Source organism: Paenibacillus sp. FSL H8-0282 (assembly GCF_037963825.1).
In the GTDB taxonomy this organism is placed as follows: domain Bacteria; phylum Bacillota; class Bacilli; order Paenibacillales; family Paenibacillaceae; genus Paenibacillus_AQ; species Paenibacillus_AQ odorifer.
In genome coordinates this window covers 5,299,360-5,317,110 of the sequence record NZ_CP150146.1, presented here as the reverse complement: position 1 = coordinate 5,317,110, position 17,751 = coordinate 5,299,360, and the positions used below count along the sequence as shown (strand labels likewise).

Sequence of the window (17,751 nt, the reverse complement as noted above, 5' to 3'; positions counted from 1 at the left end):
AGTAGGAATTATTGGCTGTGCAATGCGGGATAGCGCGTTGTAACGGCTGGCTTAACATGACGTTCTAAGAAAAGTTTGGTATTCTAAAAATATTAATTACACGGTTGCAACAAATTCGCAGTCTTGCGCGTCAGTAAGATTGCATAGAGAGGGGGAACCTTCGTGGTGGAGCAGGGACTCATCAGAGCCGCTCAAGCGGGCGATCGCGACGCTCTAATCACCCTATTGCGAGAAATTGAAGGACATGTATATAAAACGGCCTTCTACATTTTGCATAATGAACAAGATGCGCTAGATGCATCTCAGGAAGCCTTGATCCGGGTTTATACAAAAATCGGCTCATATGAGGAGAAGGCCCAGTTCAAAACGTGGGTTCAGCGAATCGTCACTAACATTTGCATTGATAAATTCAGAAGAACTAAACCTACAGTTTCTATTGATGAACATGAAATGGTGTTTCAGGATAAACACAATGTGGAACGTGAGGTTCTATCCTCTTATTTAGCTGAGGATATACGCGAAGCGATTGATCAATTGCCCGAGCATCATCGGACAGTCATCGTCCTGCGCTATTTACAGGATTTTTCTTACAACGAGATTGCAGATTGTCTGGATTTGCCCTTGAATACAGTGAAATCATACTTATTTCGGGCTAGACAGCAACTGCAGAATAGACTTCAGGAGTACCAGAAAGGTGGTGTATCGGGATGAAATGCGCGGAGGTGATGGAATGGATGCACCGCTATTTAGACAAAGATTTGAGTCAAGATGAGATTGTTGAGATGTTCCGTCATATCGATAATTGTCCTTCCTGCGCGGAAGTCTTTGAGCGCCTGACACTTCTCTCCAATGAATTGGAGCAGTTGCCAGACGTGAAACCCCCGTTTAGTCTGGTTGACTCTATTTTACCTCAGCTTGCAGAATTGGATCGAAGCAGTCGTGAACAGAGTGTTGTGAGATCTGAGGAGCCGGTTGTTGTCCCATTTTCACGTGAAAGCTCCCGCGGTAAACCTTCCAAGGGAACCTCTATAGCAACACGGACAGGCATTGGAGCTATTGCAGCTGCCGTTCTATTAGGGATCGCAATATTTAATATGCCCGATAAAATGCCTGGGGCAGAAGTAGAACAAAGGATGCAGGATAGTGCTAAAACAGCCAGCGATGATACTAAGGATACAGCAATGGAATCACAAGCTTCTATTACTGCTAACTCTGATGGAGCTTCACCTGCCGCTGGTGGAGAGAACGAGGGCGCTGCGCAGTATAAGACGGATGTACCGGAGATGAACGAAGATAACGCCGCTTTAGATAGAGCGACGGGACCAGTGGACCCTACCTCGATGCCAAGTGCACCGGCGGATGCAGCTGATGCAGGAGCTGGAGCTGGAGGGCGTTCGATCACCGAACCGCCTCAAAGCGCAGATCCTAAGCCTACAGAGAAAATTGTTTCGCCAAAGCAGGATATCGCCACGAAATCTCATAATTCAGATTCTAGCAACGCCAGTAGCAATCAGCTAAAGGTGAATAATAAGGAGCAAACTGCTGATATGAATTCAGACAGCGCAGCTGATTCTGCTCCGCTGATGGAGGATTCTTTAAAGATTCCTTATGACTATGGACGGGAAGTTATGAGCTTAAGCAGTTCTGAAGATCCTAATGTGCAGACCTGGACTTCTCCTGATGGTCAGTATGCTATAGAATTTGTTGGGCTGCAGCTTGTGATTTATAAGAAGTCGCCAGAGGGCTCAGCGGAAGAACGGTTAGCCGTAAACTCTTATCCGCTAGAAGGAAATTGGATTTCTGGTGAATGGTCTGCGGACAGCTCGAAGTTTACGTACGTGACTGAAAAAGATGGTGTGAATGTAACCAAGGTGTACACTGTACAGGAAGCAGCTTCTTCAAGTCCGGCTGCATCCCCTGGGGCGACACCAACGAACACTCCAACCTCATCTTCAACAAATTAAAGTGGGGTTGGAACTTTTTTCGAAGTTTCTGAATATACTATATCAACAGGACAGGAACTAGAAAGTATAGGTTTTGCAGAACATCGGTATGACCGCCGGATGTGGAGTTTCTAGAGCTTCGCACTCCGTCGTTTATATAGATGCGCCGCTTAAACGGAGAGGCTTTGGCCATGGCTGCCAGAGTTTCTCCGTTTTTGCATGCATTTTTGTAGTTTTTTTTGCTACAATAGAACTCTGGACAAAATGGGCTAGATGAATGGAAAAGGAAGTGGCGGGATGGATGCCAAAACGGCGATAAAAGAAATCAAACAAGGGAAGATCTCACCGTTATATGTTTTATATGGCAGTGAGAAATTTCGAATGAATGAATTCACGGCACTGCTGGAAGAACAGCTGATTGCTAAAGAGGATCGTGATTTCGCAGTTATTCCCTTTGATCTCTCTGAGACGCCGGTGCAGGCTGTGGTAGAAGAAGCTGAGACTGTGCCATTTATGGTAGAACGTAAATTATTGCTGGTGCGGGATGCCTCGTTATTTACAGCGGGCAAAGAAAATGCCAAACTGGAGCATCGTATAGATCTTTTAAGTGACTATTTGCAGCATCCTGTAGACTTCAGTGTAATCGTCTTTATGGTGAATAATGATAAGCTGGATGAGCGTAAAAAAATTGTGAAGACTGTCAAATCAGTGGGCACAGTATTAGCCTTTAATCCGCTGGGAGCAGAAGAGCTGCTGCGCTGGGTGGAAAAAGGAATTCGTGAGCGGGGTTGTGTAATGGCACCTGGCACGGCAGAAATTCTTATAACGAATGCAGGCACAGGCTTGCAAGGTTTATCTGCAGAGATGGACAAGCTTTGTTTATTTGCTGGTAAGGGCGGCACAGTGGATGCGGGGGCCGTAGAGAGTCTGGTACACCGTGGTACAGAACAAAATGTGTTTACGCTTGTTGAGGATATCGCTAATCTGCGTCTTGATAAGGCGCTTGATACCTTATATGAGCTGCTGAAGCAGCGTGAGGAACCGATCAAGATCGCAGCGTTGGTTGCGCGGCAGTTCCGCATTATTTTGCAGGTTAAGGATTTATCAGCACATAGTTATTCGCAGGGACAGATTGCGTCACAGATCGGATTGCATCCATATGCGGTTAAGCTTGCTGGGGAGCAGGCCCATAAGTTCTCCAGTGAACGATTGCGGCAAATCTTAAGTGCATTGGCGGATCTGGATTATAAAATGAAAACAGGGGCTATAGACAAAGTGCTAGGGCTGGAGCTGTTCATGCTGCGTTTAGGTGTCTGAGCTAAGAAGGGGAAAAAGTATTGGAGATGATCTGACTATGAAAAGAATATTTCAATATTCGGCACTGCTGTTACTCGTTCTATTAATTAGTTCCTGTGGCAAAACGGATACTAATTCACCGTCAGGTTCAGCTTCTGAGTCGCCTGCGAATACGAATACCTCTGCAGATGCACCTTCTTATTTTGGGGAATGGAGTGTACAAGGTCTAGTAGGTTCTACACCTGTCTCGGCAGCGGAGGATGAAAAGCTTATTGGCATGCGGGTAACTTATTCGCAAGAAAAGGCATCTTTTGATAAAGATGAAATTATGAACCCTGAATATAAAGAAGAGAGCATTACAAAGGATGACTTTTTTAACGAATACAGAAATGAATTAAGCGACCTTGGCATCGAGACGGAATCGGTTAAGACGGTGTCTATAAATAATTGGACGAATCCCGGCAGCAGTTTTATTGTTAAAGACGATCAAACGATGATTTTTTTATGGGATGGTAACTATTATGAAATGAAAAAAGAGAATAAATAAATGAAAGAAGACCGCCTCTCTGAGGGGGTCTTCTTTCATTTAATAAACATCTCTTAAACACTACTTATTATTAATTAATAGACACAAAAAAACCTAACCGTATGAAGCATAGCGGTCAGGTTCTTCAATTGCTCATTATGAATGTCGTCTTAGGCTTGAGCCGTAAGAGCGTTCAATTTCTTCGCCAAGCGGGATTTTTTGCGGGCAGCCGCATTTTTATGAACCAGACCTTTACTTACGGCCTTGTCCAGCTTTTTGGAAGCAGCTAGGAAAGCAGCTTGAGCAGTTTCTACTTCCGTACCAGTCAGAGCTACATCAGCAGTTTTCACAGCTGTACGAAGCGCGGATTTTTGGGAAGCATTCAGTGCACGGCGTTTTTCGTTCGTGTTTACGCGTTTAACCGCGGATTTAATATTTGGCATTGCATTCACCTCCTGTAAGACATTCGAAATCATTATCAAATGATTCACAACTTAAAATAGTTTAGCATGACCGGTAGCAAAAAGCAATACTTAAAGCTTTCAAATTAAACCTCCGTATCCTGCATAAACATTGGCTTTCTCTCGCACACTATCGACAAAAGAGCATAGGCAGAAGCTTGCCAAATGAGGATGAACTCATGGAAGTGTATGCTTACAAAACTAAGCAGCCGCTTTCGAAGTGAGTTTTGTTCGAAGTAACTCATGGAAGTGTATGCTTACAAAACTTTTAGGAGGCTGGTACACAATGGAACCGGATCTGCAGCTATATTCTGTGCGCACCGATTTGGCATTAGAGGCAAAGGAAATGGCTCAAGGCCCACAACGAACGCCGATCCCTGGTGTGAACGAAGAAGTGGAAGAGTCTGATGGGATTAAAGTGACCCGTCTTGGTGTAGCTAATGCTGCCGGATCACAGGCAATAGGACGCGCAATTGGTAACTATGTAACCCTTGAGGTACCCGCTCTGCGTGGCGGAGATACAGGCTTGCAGCAAAAGGTGGCAGAAGTTTTTGCCCGCGAATTTGAGGACTTTTTGATCAGAATTGGGATTGGCAAGGATGCATCTGTGTTGATTGTTGGTCTTGGTAACTGGAATGTTACACCGGATTCACTGGGTCCGTTGGTGGTGGAGAACTCACTCATTACGCGGCAGTTCTATGAGCTGGTTCCGGATCAGATCTCCCCTGGTTATCGTAAGGTGAGCGCTATTGCTCCTGGAGTGCTTGGGCTGACTGGGATTGAGTCGAGTGAAGTCGTGCAGGGAATCGTGGATCGGACGAAACCTGAGCTTATTATTGCCATAGATGCGTTGGCATCCCGGTCACTGGAGCGTATCAATACGACGATTCAAATTGCCGACATTGGGATCCATCCCGGTTCGGGGATTGGCAACAAGCGACGTGGATTAACCCAAGAAATTCTGGGTGTTCCTTGTATCGCAATCGGAGTGCCCACTGTCTGCTATGCCTCAACTATTGTAAATAATGTGCTGGAGATGATGAAAAATCACTTCGGGCAAGGAGCAAACCATACGAAGGAAATCATGGGGATGCTGGACGATATCTCTGAGCAGGAACGCTTGTCATTAGTGAAGGAAGTGCTTGAACCTCTGGGGCACGATTTGATTGTCACTCCCAAGGAAATCGATGAATTTATTGAAGGGATCGCGAATATTGTGGCCAGTGGTCTGAATGCGGCTTTACATGATGCGGTTGATCCTGAGAATGTTGGCGCGTATACCCACTAACTGAATTATGGTTTGTTTAGCCCGGCGGGATGCTGAATTAAGGTATCCTGTACGGGCTTTATGTCTATTCTCTCATTTTCGGTTCTAGTATTGCTCTTGCGCTCATAGATTTGGAGTATAAGAGATTACAGAGGGCTGGAGGAGGACATAACTACAATGAATAAAAAATGGTTTCAGCTTTGGAACATCGGCCGTTTAAGGGGAAAAATGCTGGATGTTTTATCGCTGGGGAGAACGATGCTGCTGTTGGCCGGAGGTTCGCTAGTATTTTTTATGCTGCTTGGAGCCGGTGGATTGGCCGGGCAGAAGCTTAGCTCTTCACCCATTCCTTCAATGAAGGGGCTTGCTGCCTCTCTGTCTAGTGGTTTTTTCATGGAGCTGCTGGGGATGGAGGTGCCGCATTTACCTCAGGGTAAAGAGCCTTCCGCTTTTTCAGGTGAAAAGGTAACTTCTTTCGTATTTCAGTTGCTAACCAGTGTGAATCCAGGTGACCCTAAGAGTCTAGTCTCTCGTGAAGTGCCGGGGATGGCGGCGGATGATCCATTTCTTTTGCGGAAAGGTTCAGGTGGATCTACAGGAGCACCAGTGGATTATCATCCTGGGACTGATGAACTGGCTGAGGGTGGTGAAGATGCAGAAACTTCTGTTCCGGACGAAGGGGACAAGCATGGAGATACTACAACACAGCAGCCTGAAGCGACGGTTGCACCATCCCCTGAACCATCAGCGGAGGAAGGGACGGATAAGAGTGATCCGCAAAGCGGCACAGACAGCACTAAGGATACCTCGATCAAACGGATTCTAATCTATCATTCACATCCTAGAGAGGCCTACAACCCTCTGTTAGGGGCAGCAAATGAAAATCCCAGCTCCGGAGTTTCAACTAAAAATGTAATGCTGGTAGGATCATATATTACGAAAAGACTGGAACAGCTCGGGATTGGTACGGTTCATGCCAAAGAAGATTTTCCAACCAAAATCACCGACTATAACTGGAACTTTTCCTATAAATATTCCCGGATCTTGGTTAAATCAGCACTCAGCGCAAATGAGGAAATGGATAGTTTTATCGACATTCACCGCGATTCGCAGCGTCATAACAAAACAACAGCTGTTATTGACGGGAAAAGCTATGCACAGGTCTATTTTATCATTGGACATGCAAATAAAGACTGGAAGAAGAACGAAGAGTTTGCCAATAAGATTCATCAACAGCTTGAAAAGAATTACCCGGGAATATCTCGTGGGATATGGGGAAAAGCTGCGGGTAAAGGCAACAACGGAGAGTACAATCAGACCCTGTCTCCCAATAGTGTTTTGATTGAAGTGGGCGGAATTGATAACTCGGCTGAGGAATTAAAGCGTACGGCTGATATTTTGGCGGATGCTATCGCTGATGTTTACTGGAGCAGTCATGACGCTGAGAAGGTGAACGCACCTGAAAAAGTGGCGAATCCCACTACAACACCAAAGAAATCAAACGGAGCTTCTTAAAATAAATTACCAAGGATTAAAAAGGAGTGGTGTACATGTCGCGTTTCGGAAAAAAACTGGTTATGGTCGGGATTTGGGCAGGGATTGGCATCCTCTTAGGGATGCAGTTCGGCGGAAGTGGGGGGTCAACAGTCTCTAAGATTCTGCCCGGCTGGAATGCCAGCCCGACTACACCGACCAGTCAAGTAACAGGCATGCAGCCACAGCCACAATTGCAAAAGAATGGTGTGACACAGGGTGGGCAGACTTATGTATATGTGCCAATGGTGATCGATCCTGTCACAGGTGCTTATACGGCCGTCTCTCCTTTGCCTCAAAATAGCAATACAACGCCAGCCGCAGATCCTCCTCAACAAGTTGTGGATGATTATAGTACGAAATCTCCGGAGCAAATTCTAATTCCTGAGGAGCAAAAGCCTACAGTCGATGTTCTGGCAGATAAGACGGCAGGTCTCTTGCAGCAGGCTTCCCAGAAGGGAATCCGCTGGGTAGTTTCATTGTTCGCTTCGGCAGAAAATTAACAGCAAATTTAGAAGAAACGGTTATTTCACGGGATCGTGTATAGCTGTTTCTTTTGTTTTGGGCCAGCGCGGGATTGATGGAGTAAGCTTGTACTGTTATAATAAGTGGATTAATATCAGGCTGTCTGTGGGGGTAAGGAATGACTGACGTTCAGAAAAGACAACAACAAATTCGCAATTTCTCGATTATTGCACATATAGACCATGGTAAATCGACACTAGCTGACCGCATTTTGGAATACACGGGGGCACTAACCACGCGTGAAATGCAGGAACAGGTACTCGATCAGATGGATCTGGAGCGCGAACGTGGTATCACAATAAAGCTGCAAGCCGTGCGTTTAACCTATCGTGCAGACGATGGTGTAGAGTATTATCTCAACTTGATTGATACACCGGGGCACGTCGATTTCACCTATGAAGTTTCCCGCAGTCTTGCAGCATGTGAAGGTGCACTGCTGGTTGTGGATGCGGCTCAAGGAATTGAAGCACAGACACTGGCCAATGTGTATTTAGCACTGGATAACAACTTGGAAATCCTACCTGTGCTCAACAAAATTGATTTGCCAAACGCTGACCCTGACCGGGTAAAGCAGGAGATCGAGGATGTTATCGGGCTGGATACCAGCGAAGCGGTTATGGCATCTGCCAAAGCCGGTATCGGAATCAAGGAAATTCTGGAGCAGGTGGTGAAGCAGGTTCCTGCGCCATCCGGTAATTCAGAAGAGCCGCTTAAAGCATTGATCTTTGACTCTCACTACGATCCTTACAAAGGCGTTATCGTCTATGTGCGCGTAATGGACGGGAAGATCCGTGCGGGTTCGAAGATTAAGATGATGGCAACTGAGAAGACCTTCGAGGTCATTGAAGTTGGCGCATTTATGCCGCGTATGACCATTGTCGATGAATTGAACATCGGTGATGTTGGCTTTATCGTAGCTGGGATCAAGCATGTTGGAGATACCCGTGTCGGTGATACTGTCACTGACGCAAAGAATCCTACTGCTGAGCCGCTTCCGGGTTACCGTAAGATCAATCCGATGGTATATTGCGGGTTGTATCCGATTGAGACTTCCGATTATAACGATCTTCGTGAGGCACTGGAGAAGCTCCAGCTAAATGATGCTTCGCTAAGCTTTGAGCCGGAAAGCTCAAGCGCACTTGGATTTGGTTTCCGTTGCGGTTTCCTTGGACTCTTGCATATGGAGATTATTCAAGAGCGGATTGAGCGCGAGTTCAATTTGCCGCTAATCACAACAGCGCCGAGTGTTATTTACCGAATTATGCTGACCAATGGCGAAATGATCCAAATCGACAACCCGTCACATTATCCGGAGATCGGTACGATTGACTACATTGAAGAGCCGTATGTTAAAGCAGCGATCATTGTGCCTAACGACTTCGTGGGTACTGTAATGGAACTGTGCCAGAACAAACGCGGCGAGTTCGTAAATATGGAATATCTAGATACTAATCGTGTAACGATTACGTACGAGATTCCGCTGTCAGAGATCGTTTATGATTTCTTTGATCAGTTGAAATCCGGTACGAAAGGATATGCTTCTTACGACTATGAAATTTGCGGATACCGTCGTTCGAATCTGGTCAAGATGGATATCTTGCTTAACAATGAGCAGGTCGATGCCTTGTCCTTTATCGTTCACCGCGATCGTGCCTACAACCGCGGACGTATCATTTGTGAGAAGCTGCGGGGGATTATCCCACGTCAAATGTTCGAAGTGCCGATTCAAGCCTCTGTGGGTACGAAGGTGGTTGCGCGTGAAACCGTTAAGGCGATGCGCAAAAACGTACTTGCTAAATGTTACGGCGGCGATATTTCCCGTAAACGGAAGCTGCTGGAGAAGCAAAAAGAAGGTAAGAAACGCATGAAGCAAGTGGGTAGTGTAGAAGTACCACAAGAAGCGTTTATGGCAGTACTGAAGATCGACGAGTAGAAAATAGGTAGAGCCGGGAGAATATCCCGGCTCTATTTTTTTAAGCAGGAGCAGATTACAATAGGGGGAAGGATTGTAAGCACATACAAAGTGAGGGGAGTCCTCGTGAAGCGATTATATTTGAAACTTACGCCAAGTACCTTTAAGAATCGGATTTTGTTAGCTTTCTTGCTGTTGGTACTAACACCCATTGCCATACTCGTTCTATATAACTTTAAAGAGACAGAACAAATGCTGCAGGATAATGCGGAAACGAAGAACATAGAGCAGCTTATTGGTATTAAGAATGGTTTTGTTGATCTCATGAGTCTCGTGATGAAAACAGGGTCATTACTCGAACAAGATACGACGATTTTATCGATAATGAAGAATCCCGAGCAATCTGATGAAATCACGAGAAAAAAACTCGTTGAAAACAAGTTTGGAGCGATTGAAAATACATTCTTTATGAGTGGAGCGACGGTGTACTATACATTAATCGACCTTCATGGAAACGCATACACTTCCTTTATGCCAAAGGAAACCTTAAGCTACGACGAAATTCAATCGGAGGATTGGGTTCAAGCCTTGAAGCGAGAAGGAACGAATCGATATATATGGAATCCAAATGACAAGAATAATGTGGTCCGGGAGAGTACAACAAGTAAGAAAATGCTTAGTCTCTATGAGGTTATGCGTGATAATGGTTTGAATATTTATGCCTATGCAAGATTAAGTATCGATTATGAGGAGTGGTTTACTAGATCAACGTTAGGGAGTAAACAGGAAGGGGCTTTATTTCTACTCGATGCCTTGGGGGGTGTGATGCTTAATCCGCTTAATGATGAGACTTTTTCCCCTGATATTGCGCAGAGTATTGTGAAGAGCGCCAACCAGCGGCAGACGGGGCGTGCTGCATCCATTGTCGACCCGAAGGAGGAAAGTTTATACACATACAGCTACATCGAGGAGTTAAATGGCTATGTTGTTAAAAAGGTGCAGCTAGCACAGCTATTTCTTGAGGTAGACAAGCAGAAACGACGGTTTTTTGGTGGATTTGGAATCATTCTGCTGCTATTTGTTCTATTAACTTATTTCATATCATCGACGATTACAGTACCGCTTAAGAAGCTACAGAAGAAGATGGAAATGACCGCTAAGACGAATCTCAAAATGAAATTACCCGAGCAAGGGCGGGGAGAGATTCTTGCCCTGACTCAGAGTTTCAATATCATGATCCATGATTTAAATGAGCTGTTGCAGCGACTTCAGCTTGAAGAAAAACAGAAGCAATTCGTTCGATTTCAGGTATTACTTTCGCAGATGAACCCGCATTTTCTACTAAATACATTGAATACGATAAAGAGCATTGCCTTAGATAAAGATGATGATGAAATTTATGGAATTTGTGTTGCACTAGGAAAAATATTGGAGACAACCTTAAATACTGAAGTCGATTTGATCCTGTTAAAGGATGAAATCGTACTAATAGAATCTTACATGGAGATACAGCGGCAACGTTTTGGACATGGGATTGAAATTCAATATGATATCAACGAGGAACTGCAATACGCATTAATCCCTAAATTTTGTCTGCAGCCCTTAATTGAAAATAGCTTGATTCACGGCTTCGGTCAGTCTGTAAAACAAGGGAGAATTGATATCTCCGCTAAAGTGACTGAGCAACAGCTGTATCTGCAGGTTAGAGATAACGGCATGGGGATAGAAAGAGCACAGCTGAATAAGGCTACACGGAAACGTAAAGGAATCGGTGTTCAGAATATTAGGGAGAGCTTAGAGCTGTTGTTTAAGAATCAACGGACAGGTATGGACATTGTATCTTCGGATACAGGAACTGAAGTGATCATCCATTTTCCATTCCTTATTTCAAAACCTTACGATGGAGGTAAGCTCACATGTGGAGAACATTAATTGTGGATGATGAACAACCTGCGGTTAAAAGTATACGAAAGCTATTCTTAAAGGCTGGAATTCCGTTTGAAATTATAGGTGAGGCGGAGAATGGAGAAGTAGGCTTGCAAATGATTCGTGAGCTGCAGCCTGATGTGGTAGTGACGGATATCAATATGCCAGTGATGGATGGGGTGAAGCTTCTTCAAATTGCGCGAGAGGAAGGCTTCGACTGCCGGTTTGTAATGTTAACTGCATTGAGTGAATTTGAATACGCCCGGCAGGCGCTCGTATTTGGGGCTTCGGACTACATTTTGAAGTTATCTTTAGATCTCCAAGGTTTGAAGCAGACGATGGGTAAGGTTCAGGCCGAGCTGGAGCGAATGGTGAAGATGAAGAAAGCCGATAAATGGTTTCCTGAGAAGCAACAAACGGGACCGACAGATCATGTGGAGATGAACAAAATTATAGCTTATATTGAAGAACATTATGCTGAGGACATCTCGCTCAAATCCATGTCAGAGTTGATCCGGATGGATGCCAGCTATATAAGTGACTTATTCAAGAAAAAGACAGGGAAAACGTTGACCAATTATATTCAAGAGCGTCGGATTCAGGCTGGGAAAATGCTGCTTGCAGAAACGAAGCTAACAATTAGCGAGATTGGGCAGCAAGTAGGCTTTGAGAACGATAATTATTTTATAAAAATCTTCAAAAAGTGGTGTGGTGTCACGCCAAATGAATTCCGTAAAGAACCAAAAAACGTTCTATAAGTTCCCAAATGTAGTTCATCCCCCAGAATCCGCTCTGATGATAAAGTTATAGATGTAGAGCACAACACATAATCCTTCCAAGGGGGAAGCTATCTATGAAGAAAAAGTGGTATCCTGCAGTGCTTTCTGTCTTATTAGCAGGTACGATGCTGGCTGGTTGTGGGAGTGGTGGAAGTAATGAATCGCAGGGCAGTGCAAATGGAGAACCAGCAAAGGAGAAAATAAAGCTTACGATGTGGGGGGCAGTTCCTGCAGAAGCCGGGCCTCAAGCTGTAGTTGATAACTGGAATAAAGATCATCCAGATATTCAAGTCGAGTATATCCGTAATGTAAATGACGATGCAGGCAACTTAAAGCTGGACACTGCTTTGATGACCAATCAAAACATAGACCTTTTCATGAACTACGATCTTGCTCATTTACAGAAACGTATGGATGCAGGCGTTGCCTTGGATCTAAGCACGAAAACAGATTATGATATCGACAGCCAGATCGGCGAGGACGCAGCGATGTGGAAAATCAATGATAAATACTATGGGATTCCTACAAAGAAAAACATGGCGTTTGTATGGTTGAACAAAGATATGCTGGATGCAGCAGGATTACCGATTCCTGCGGTGGACTGGACTTGGTCAGATCTTGAGGAGTATGCGAAGAAGCTAACGAAACCTGGTGTGTACGGATTATTGCAGGCAGATTCCTCCTTCGCAACAACGATGGACGGTACGCTTGCTGGAATGGGTGTGAAACAGGCGGATGGTACTTCAAACTTTGGAAATGATCTCTGGAAACAGCAACTGGAAATATTGCATAACATGATGTTCGTGGACAAATCCACACCGGAATATGGGGAGCAGCTGACCAGTAAAATGCCGGTTGACACCATGTTCCTGCAAGGCAAAGCGGCAATGCTGGCAGCCGGTGAGTTTATTTTCCGCAATGCGAACAACTTGAAGGACTATCCGCATGATTTCAAAACCGCGTTCGCCGCTATTCCAAAAGTGAATAAAGATCAAAAGGATTATAAATATTCGGGCGGTGTGGGCGACATGCTTGCTCTTAATGCAAAGTCCAAGAACCTGGATGCGGCTTGGGAGTTCGCAAAATGGTATGCGGATGGCGGTATGCTGCCAATGGCAAGCGGGGGTCGTATTCCAGCCTCTAAGAGTGTGGACAGTAAGGAAGCGATGAGCCTTCTCTTGAATGGTGTAGAAGACAAATATGATACAGATTCAATGAATAATATTGTATTCGGCAAATTCCCATCCTTCCAGCTAAATGTACCTCAACAAGCCATTGATGCACGTAAAGAAGAGTATGAAAAATACTTCTTAAATAAGCAAGATATTGATACCACGATGAAAAATATGCAAACCCGTTCGCAAGAGTTAATGAAATAAAGAAATAGCTGGCACAAAAGAGAAGGAGGAAGAATTCTTCGTTCTTCTCTTTCGTGTACCCATTTTTCAGCATACGAAAGGCGGCGATACCGTGAAGCGGAGAAGCTGGATGGACAGACAAGGCTGGATCGGCATGACTTTTATTCTCCCGAATATGATTGGTATTCTCTTATTCTTTGTGATTCCTGCAATCTTTTCCTTTGTCCTGATGTTTACGAATTATCAATTTTCAAATCCGAATTGGCAATTTACCGGGCTGGATAATCTCAAACGGTTGTTCCATGACGATAATTTCTATGCCTCGATCAAATATACGGTGATATTCCTGATATCGGTTCCAGTATCGATGGTGCTCGCTTTTATTGTGGCGCTATTTCTAAACCGCAGTGTGTATCTTAAAGGATTATTGCGTGGAATGTTTTTCCTGCCGTATATCTCTAGTGGAGTAGCCGTTGCATTTGTCTGGATGCTGCTATTTCAGCCTTCACAGGGACCCATCAATGAACTGCTTCGCTGGATTGGCATAACATCGCCGCCAGGGTGGTTTGCGGATACGGAAACCGCAATGTATGCCATTGATATCGTACAGATCTGGCTGATGCTTGGCTACAATATGATCATATATTTAGCAGCACTACAGGAAATTTCGACAGAACAGCTAGAAGCTGCCCGGATCGATGGTGCAAGCACATTCAAAACAACATGGAAAATTGTATGGCCTCTTGTTAGTCCAACAACTTTTTTATTAATGATTACCGGATTAATTATGACGATGAAATCGTTCTCGATTATTCAAGCCATTACGGCTGGAGGACCTAGCGGAAGTACGACGGTCTTATCACTATTCGTTTATAAAACAGCATTCAGTTATTACGATATGGGATATGCTTCAGTCATTTCATGGTTCTTGTTCGCCGTCATTCTCGTCATTACAGTCATTCAGTGGATCGGCCAAAAGCGCTGGGTTCATTACTAATTAAACCCACAAAGTGGAGCTTTGCGGGAGGCCCCGAAACCATAAATTAAAGGAGCAGGCGGTATGAATGAAAAAGCAGGAAACATGAAGGTGAAGCTGCCAGTGACGATCATCATGTTTGTTCTAGGACTATTTATGATTGTGCCTTTTCTATGGATGCTCAGCACATCTTTTCAGACACCTGCCGAGGTGTTTAACGAATGGCTGCCTTCATCTCTCAACTGGAGCAATCATATTCGGGTGTGGACAGGAAGTTATGATTTTGTTCCGTATTATTTAAATTCACTTAAGATATCGATTATTGGGACTGCGGGAGCTGTGTTTCTATCTGCCCTTGCCGCTTACGGATTTTCACGTACTTCGTTTAAAGGGCGGGATGGCCTATTTGTCATATATCTATCCATGATGATGGTTCCACCGCAGGTGCTTTTTGTTCCTAAGTTTATCATGTTTAACTGGGTTGGGATTTACAATACGCATTTGGCCCTAATCCTTCCAGCCATGTTCTCGATCTTCGGTGTATTTATGCTTCGGCAGTTCTTCATGGGCATTCCTAAGGAAATCACGGAATCTGCTTTTCTGGATGGAGCCGGGCATTACAAAATATTTTTCCGCTTAATTCTGCCATTAGCGAAGCCGGCAATCGCTACGTTTGCTATTCTTGATTTCTCCTGGCAATGGAATGATTATGAGAATGCGCTTGTATTTTTGCAGAGCCCTAAGCTATATACCATTCCGCTTGGATTGCAGAATTTTATTCTTGAGAACAATGTGGATTACAACGGGATGATGGCCGCTTCGTCGGCTGCGATCATTCCAATGATTGTTATCTTCTTCATAGGTCAGAAATATATTATTCAAGGGATTTCTAGCTCGGCTGTGAAAGGCTAACTATAGGAGGGATACTGACATGAGAACAGAAACGGTTAAATCCGATGTGACAGTGGTCGGGGGTGGACTTGCAGGGATGAACGCGGCGATTGCTGCAGCACGTCTTGGGTTAAAGGTAGCACTGGTACAGAATCGTCCTGTACTTGGTGGTAACTCGAGTTCAGAGGTTCGGGTATGGGTATGTGGTGCAACAGGACATGGTGTAAATCGCTATGCACGGGAGACAGGCATTATGGGTGAGCTGTTCATCGAGAATCAATACCGGAACCCGGAAGGGAATCCATATCTATGGGATCTAACCTTGCTCGAAGCGGTGAAGGCAGAATCGAATATCAGCTTGTTCCTAAATACCGATGTACGTGAAGTGGAAGCGGAAGGTGAGGCAGAGGAGCGTACGATTCAGAGTGTGACCGGCTGGATGATGGGATCTGAGCGTTTAATCACGTTCGAGAGCGATGCTTTCATCGATTGTACGGGTGATGGTTTAGTGGGCTTCCTAGCAGGAGCGGATTTCCGATTAGGACGTGAAGCCCGTCATGAATTTAATGAGGAATGGGCACCAGAAGTGCCTGATAATATTACATTAGGCAGTACATTATTATTCTATACACAGGATACTGGAAAACCGGTACGTTATGTTGCACCCTCATTCGCGAAGGATATTACAACAACGTCTATCCCGATCCGCCGGGTCATTCGGAGTGGGGATTCAGGCTGTCACTATTGGTGGATTGAGTGGGGCGGCGAGATTGATACGGTGGATGAGAATGAACGTATACGTGATGAACTATCCTCTGTTATTTATGGGATTTGGGATTACATTAAAAACTCAGGTCATTTTGATGCCGAAAATATGACGCTGGAGTGGGTTGGCTCAATTCCGGGTAAACGTGAATACAGACGGTTTGTTGGCGATACGATCTTAACGCAAAATGATATTCTTGCGCAGCGTGAATTTGCAGACCGGATTGGATTCGGAGGATGGTCGATTGATCTGCATCCACCGCAAGGGATGTACGCAGAAGAGAGTGGCTCCAAGCATCTGCATGCGGACGGGATCTACCATATTCCATTTGGTTCGCTATATTCGAAGAATGTGCGGAATCTATTCTTCGCGGGTCGTAATATCAGTGCATCTCATGTGGCTTTTGGAACCACACGTGTTATGGCAACCTGTGCGATCATGGGTGAAGCAGCTGGAGCAGGTGCCGCTTTATCCGTCATCAAAGGTGTGACTCCACGTGTAATTCGCGAGCATCATATGCATGAATTACAACAGGTGATGTTGAAGCAAGATGCTTCGATTATTGGATTACGTAACGAAGATCCACTGGACCTCGCCAGAAAAAGCGAGATTCATGCATCCAGCACGTTGAATGGTATCCTGCTGGATCGTCCAGCCGAAGCTTATGAGCTTTCTCATGATGTAGGGATTTTGTTTCCGGTTGAAGGAAGTATCCGTGGGTTAAGGCTGCTTGTGTCAGCAACTATTCAGACGCAGCTGACCGTGGAGATCTGGACGACTGGACGCGCGGAAAATTACGTGCCGGCGGAGTGCAAACAGGTTGATTTTATAACAGTAAAGGCTGGAGAGCAGCAATGGATTGAAGTTCCGATACAAGAGGAGAAATGTAGTCTTATCGGCGAATGTAATATCTTCGCTATTATTCGAGCTAATGAACACCTTCAATTGCATATTTCAGAAACCCCAATCACAGGTGTCATTACATTTGAGCGCGGTGCTAAATCCGTTGTTGATTCAGCGCTGGAAGATCATCAGCCAGATCAGCCGGTGATAGAGTGGAGCATGAAACAACTTGTACGCAGGCATTTCTGCTTTGCAGTAGAAACATCGGCATATGCTGCATCTAAAGTCATTGATGGGTATGTTCGACCTTTCGCGGGACCGCATAGCTGGGTTTCTGAGCCGATGACCGCGGGTAGATCGGAGTGGGTAGAGGCGCGTCTCCCGGATGCTGTTCCAGTCTCCGAAATCCATTTCACCTTTAATGATGATGTCAATGAAGATCTCATCAACTTACATCACCATGAAACGCCATTTCTAGTGATTCCTGAACTGGTAAAGAACTATGATGTAGAGCTGCTCATTGATGGCGCGTGGCAAGTCATGCTCCGTGTCAAAGATAACCATCGCCGGAAAAATGTTCATCGATTAGAGAAGCCTGTCCTTACAGATGCTGTCCGGATCGTTATTCATGAAACTAACGGTGGAGTACATGCCGAACTTGTGGAAATGCGGATTTATCAAGAAGCAACGGCTTTGCCGTCCTTATAGGGACGGTATCCGTTTCTGCGGGAAATACAAAATATATAGGA

The 17,751-nt window shown here is 44.9% G+C and carries 15 protein-coding genes; 14 read left to right on the top strand and 1 reads right to left on the bottom strand.

Annotated elements, in window-relative coordinates; translation table 11 throughout:
* The first annotated feature begins 162 nt into the window (after positions 1–162).
* The 4 genes from NST94_RS23070 to NST94_RS23055 all read left to right on the top strand — a co-directional run bounded on the left by NST94_RS23070 (position 163) and on the right by NST94_RS23055 (position 3,786).
* Positions 163–711, top strand: a complete 549-nt coding sequence (locus tag NST94_RS23070) for a sigma-70 family RNA polymerase sigma factor (protein ID WP_036677530.1) — start codon at positions 163–165, stop codon at positions 709–711.
* Positions 708–1,964 (top strand): zf-HC2 domain-containing protein, encoded by a 1,257-nt coding sequence (locus tag NST94_RS23065; protein WP_339188181.1) that lies wholly within the window; start codon positions 708–710, stop codon positions 1,962–1,964. Before NST94_RS23070 ends, NST94_RS23065 begins: the two co-directional genes overlap by 4 nt.
* Positions 1,965–2,240: 276 nt before the next feature.
* Complete coding sequence (holA, locus tag NST94_RS23060; RefSeq protein WP_036677525.1) at positions 2,241–3,260, top strand: DNA polymerase III subunit delta; 1,020 nt, start codon at positions 2,241–2,243, stop codon at positions 3,258–3,260.
* 37 nt (positions 3,261–3,297) lie between these two features.
* Positions 3,298–3,786, top strand: coding sequence for a hypothetical protein (locus NST94_RS23055; protein WP_076193273.1), 489 nt, complete (start codon positions 3,298–3,300; stop codon positions 3,784–3,786).
* 149 nt (positions 3,787–3,935) lie between these two features.
* Here NST94_RS23055 and rpsT read toward each other — a convergent pair whose 3' ends face one another.
* Positions 3,936–4,208: a 30S ribosomal protein S20 gene (gene rpsT / locus NST94_RS23050; RefSeq protein WP_036677521.1), complete on the bottom strand. Its 273-nt coding sequence runs from the start codon at positions 4,206–4,208 to the stop codon at positions 3,936–3,938.
* A 304-nt stretch (positions 4,209–4,512) separates the two neighbouring features.
* Between rpsT and gpr the strand changes: the two genes are divergently transcribed.
* From gpr to NST94_RS23000, 10 genes are all read left to right on the top strand, one after another.
* Positions 4,513–5,514: a GPR endopeptidase gene (gpr, locus tag NST94_RS23045; RefSeq protein ID WP_036677518.1), complete on the top strand. Its 1,002-nt coding sequence runs from the start codon at positions 4,513–4,515 to the stop codon at positions 5,512–5,514.
* Between the two features lie 156 nt (positions 5,515–5,670).
* Positions 5,671–7,008, top strand: a complete 1,338-nt coding sequence (locus NST94_RS23040) for a stage II sporulation protein P (RefSeq protein WP_339281325.1) — start codon at positions 5,671–5,673, stop codon at positions 7,006–7,008.
* A gap of 35 nt (positions 7,009–7,043) precedes the next feature.
* On the top strand, positions 7,044–7,529 hold the full coding sequence (locus NST94_RS23035; RefSeq protein WP_076185487.1) for a hypothetical protein: 486 nt from the start codon (positions 7,044–7,046) through the stop codon (positions 7,527–7,529).
* 140 nt (positions 7,530–7,669) lie between these two features.
* Complete coding sequence (gene lepA, locus NST94_RS23030; RefSeq protein ID WP_036677511.1) at positions 7,670–9,484, top strand: translation elongation factor 4; 1,815 nt, start codon at positions 7,670–7,672, stop codon at positions 9,482–9,484.
* A 105-nt stretch (positions 9,485–9,589) separates the two neighbouring features.
* The gene (locus tag NST94_RS23025) at positions 9,590–11,395 is read left to right on the top strand and encodes a histidine kinase (protein ID WP_339281324.1); all 1,806 of its coding nucleotides are present in this window, start codon (positions 9,590–9,592) and stop codon (positions 11,393–11,395) included.
* Complete coding sequence (locus NST94_RS23020; RefSeq protein ID WP_076141556.1) at positions 11,380–12,147, top strand: response regulator; 768 nt, start codon at positions 11,380–11,382, stop codon at positions 12,145–12,147. Before NST94_RS23025 ends, NST94_RS23020 begins: the two co-directional genes overlap by 16 nt.
* A 95-nt stretch (positions 12,148–12,242) precedes the next feature.
* Positions 12,243–13,547, top strand: coding sequence for an extracellular solute-binding protein (locus tag NST94_RS23015; protein WP_076141557.1), 1,305 nt, complete (start codon positions 12,243–12,245; stop codon positions 13,545–13,547).
* 91 nt (positions 13,548–13,638) lie between these two features.
* Positions 13,639–14,523, top strand: a complete 885-nt coding sequence (locus NST94_RS23010) for a sugar ABC transporter permease (RefSeq protein ID WP_249267723.1) — start codon at positions 13,639–13,641, stop codon at positions 14,521–14,523.
* A gap of 63 nt (positions 14,524–14,586) precedes the next feature.
* A complete protein-coding gene (locus tag NST94_RS23005; protein ID WP_076129699.1) occupies positions 14,587–15,414 on the top strand; it encodes a carbohydrate ABC transporter permease in 828 nt (275 codons plus the stop codon).
* Positions 15,415–15,433: 19 nt separating this feature from the next.
* A complete protein-coding gene (locus tag NST94_RS23000; RefSeq protein ID WP_339281323.1) occupies positions 15,434–17,710 on the top strand; it encodes an FAD-dependent oxidoreductase in 2,277 nt (758 codons plus the stop codon).
* The last annotated feature ends 41 nt before the right edge of the window (positions 17,711–17,751 follow it).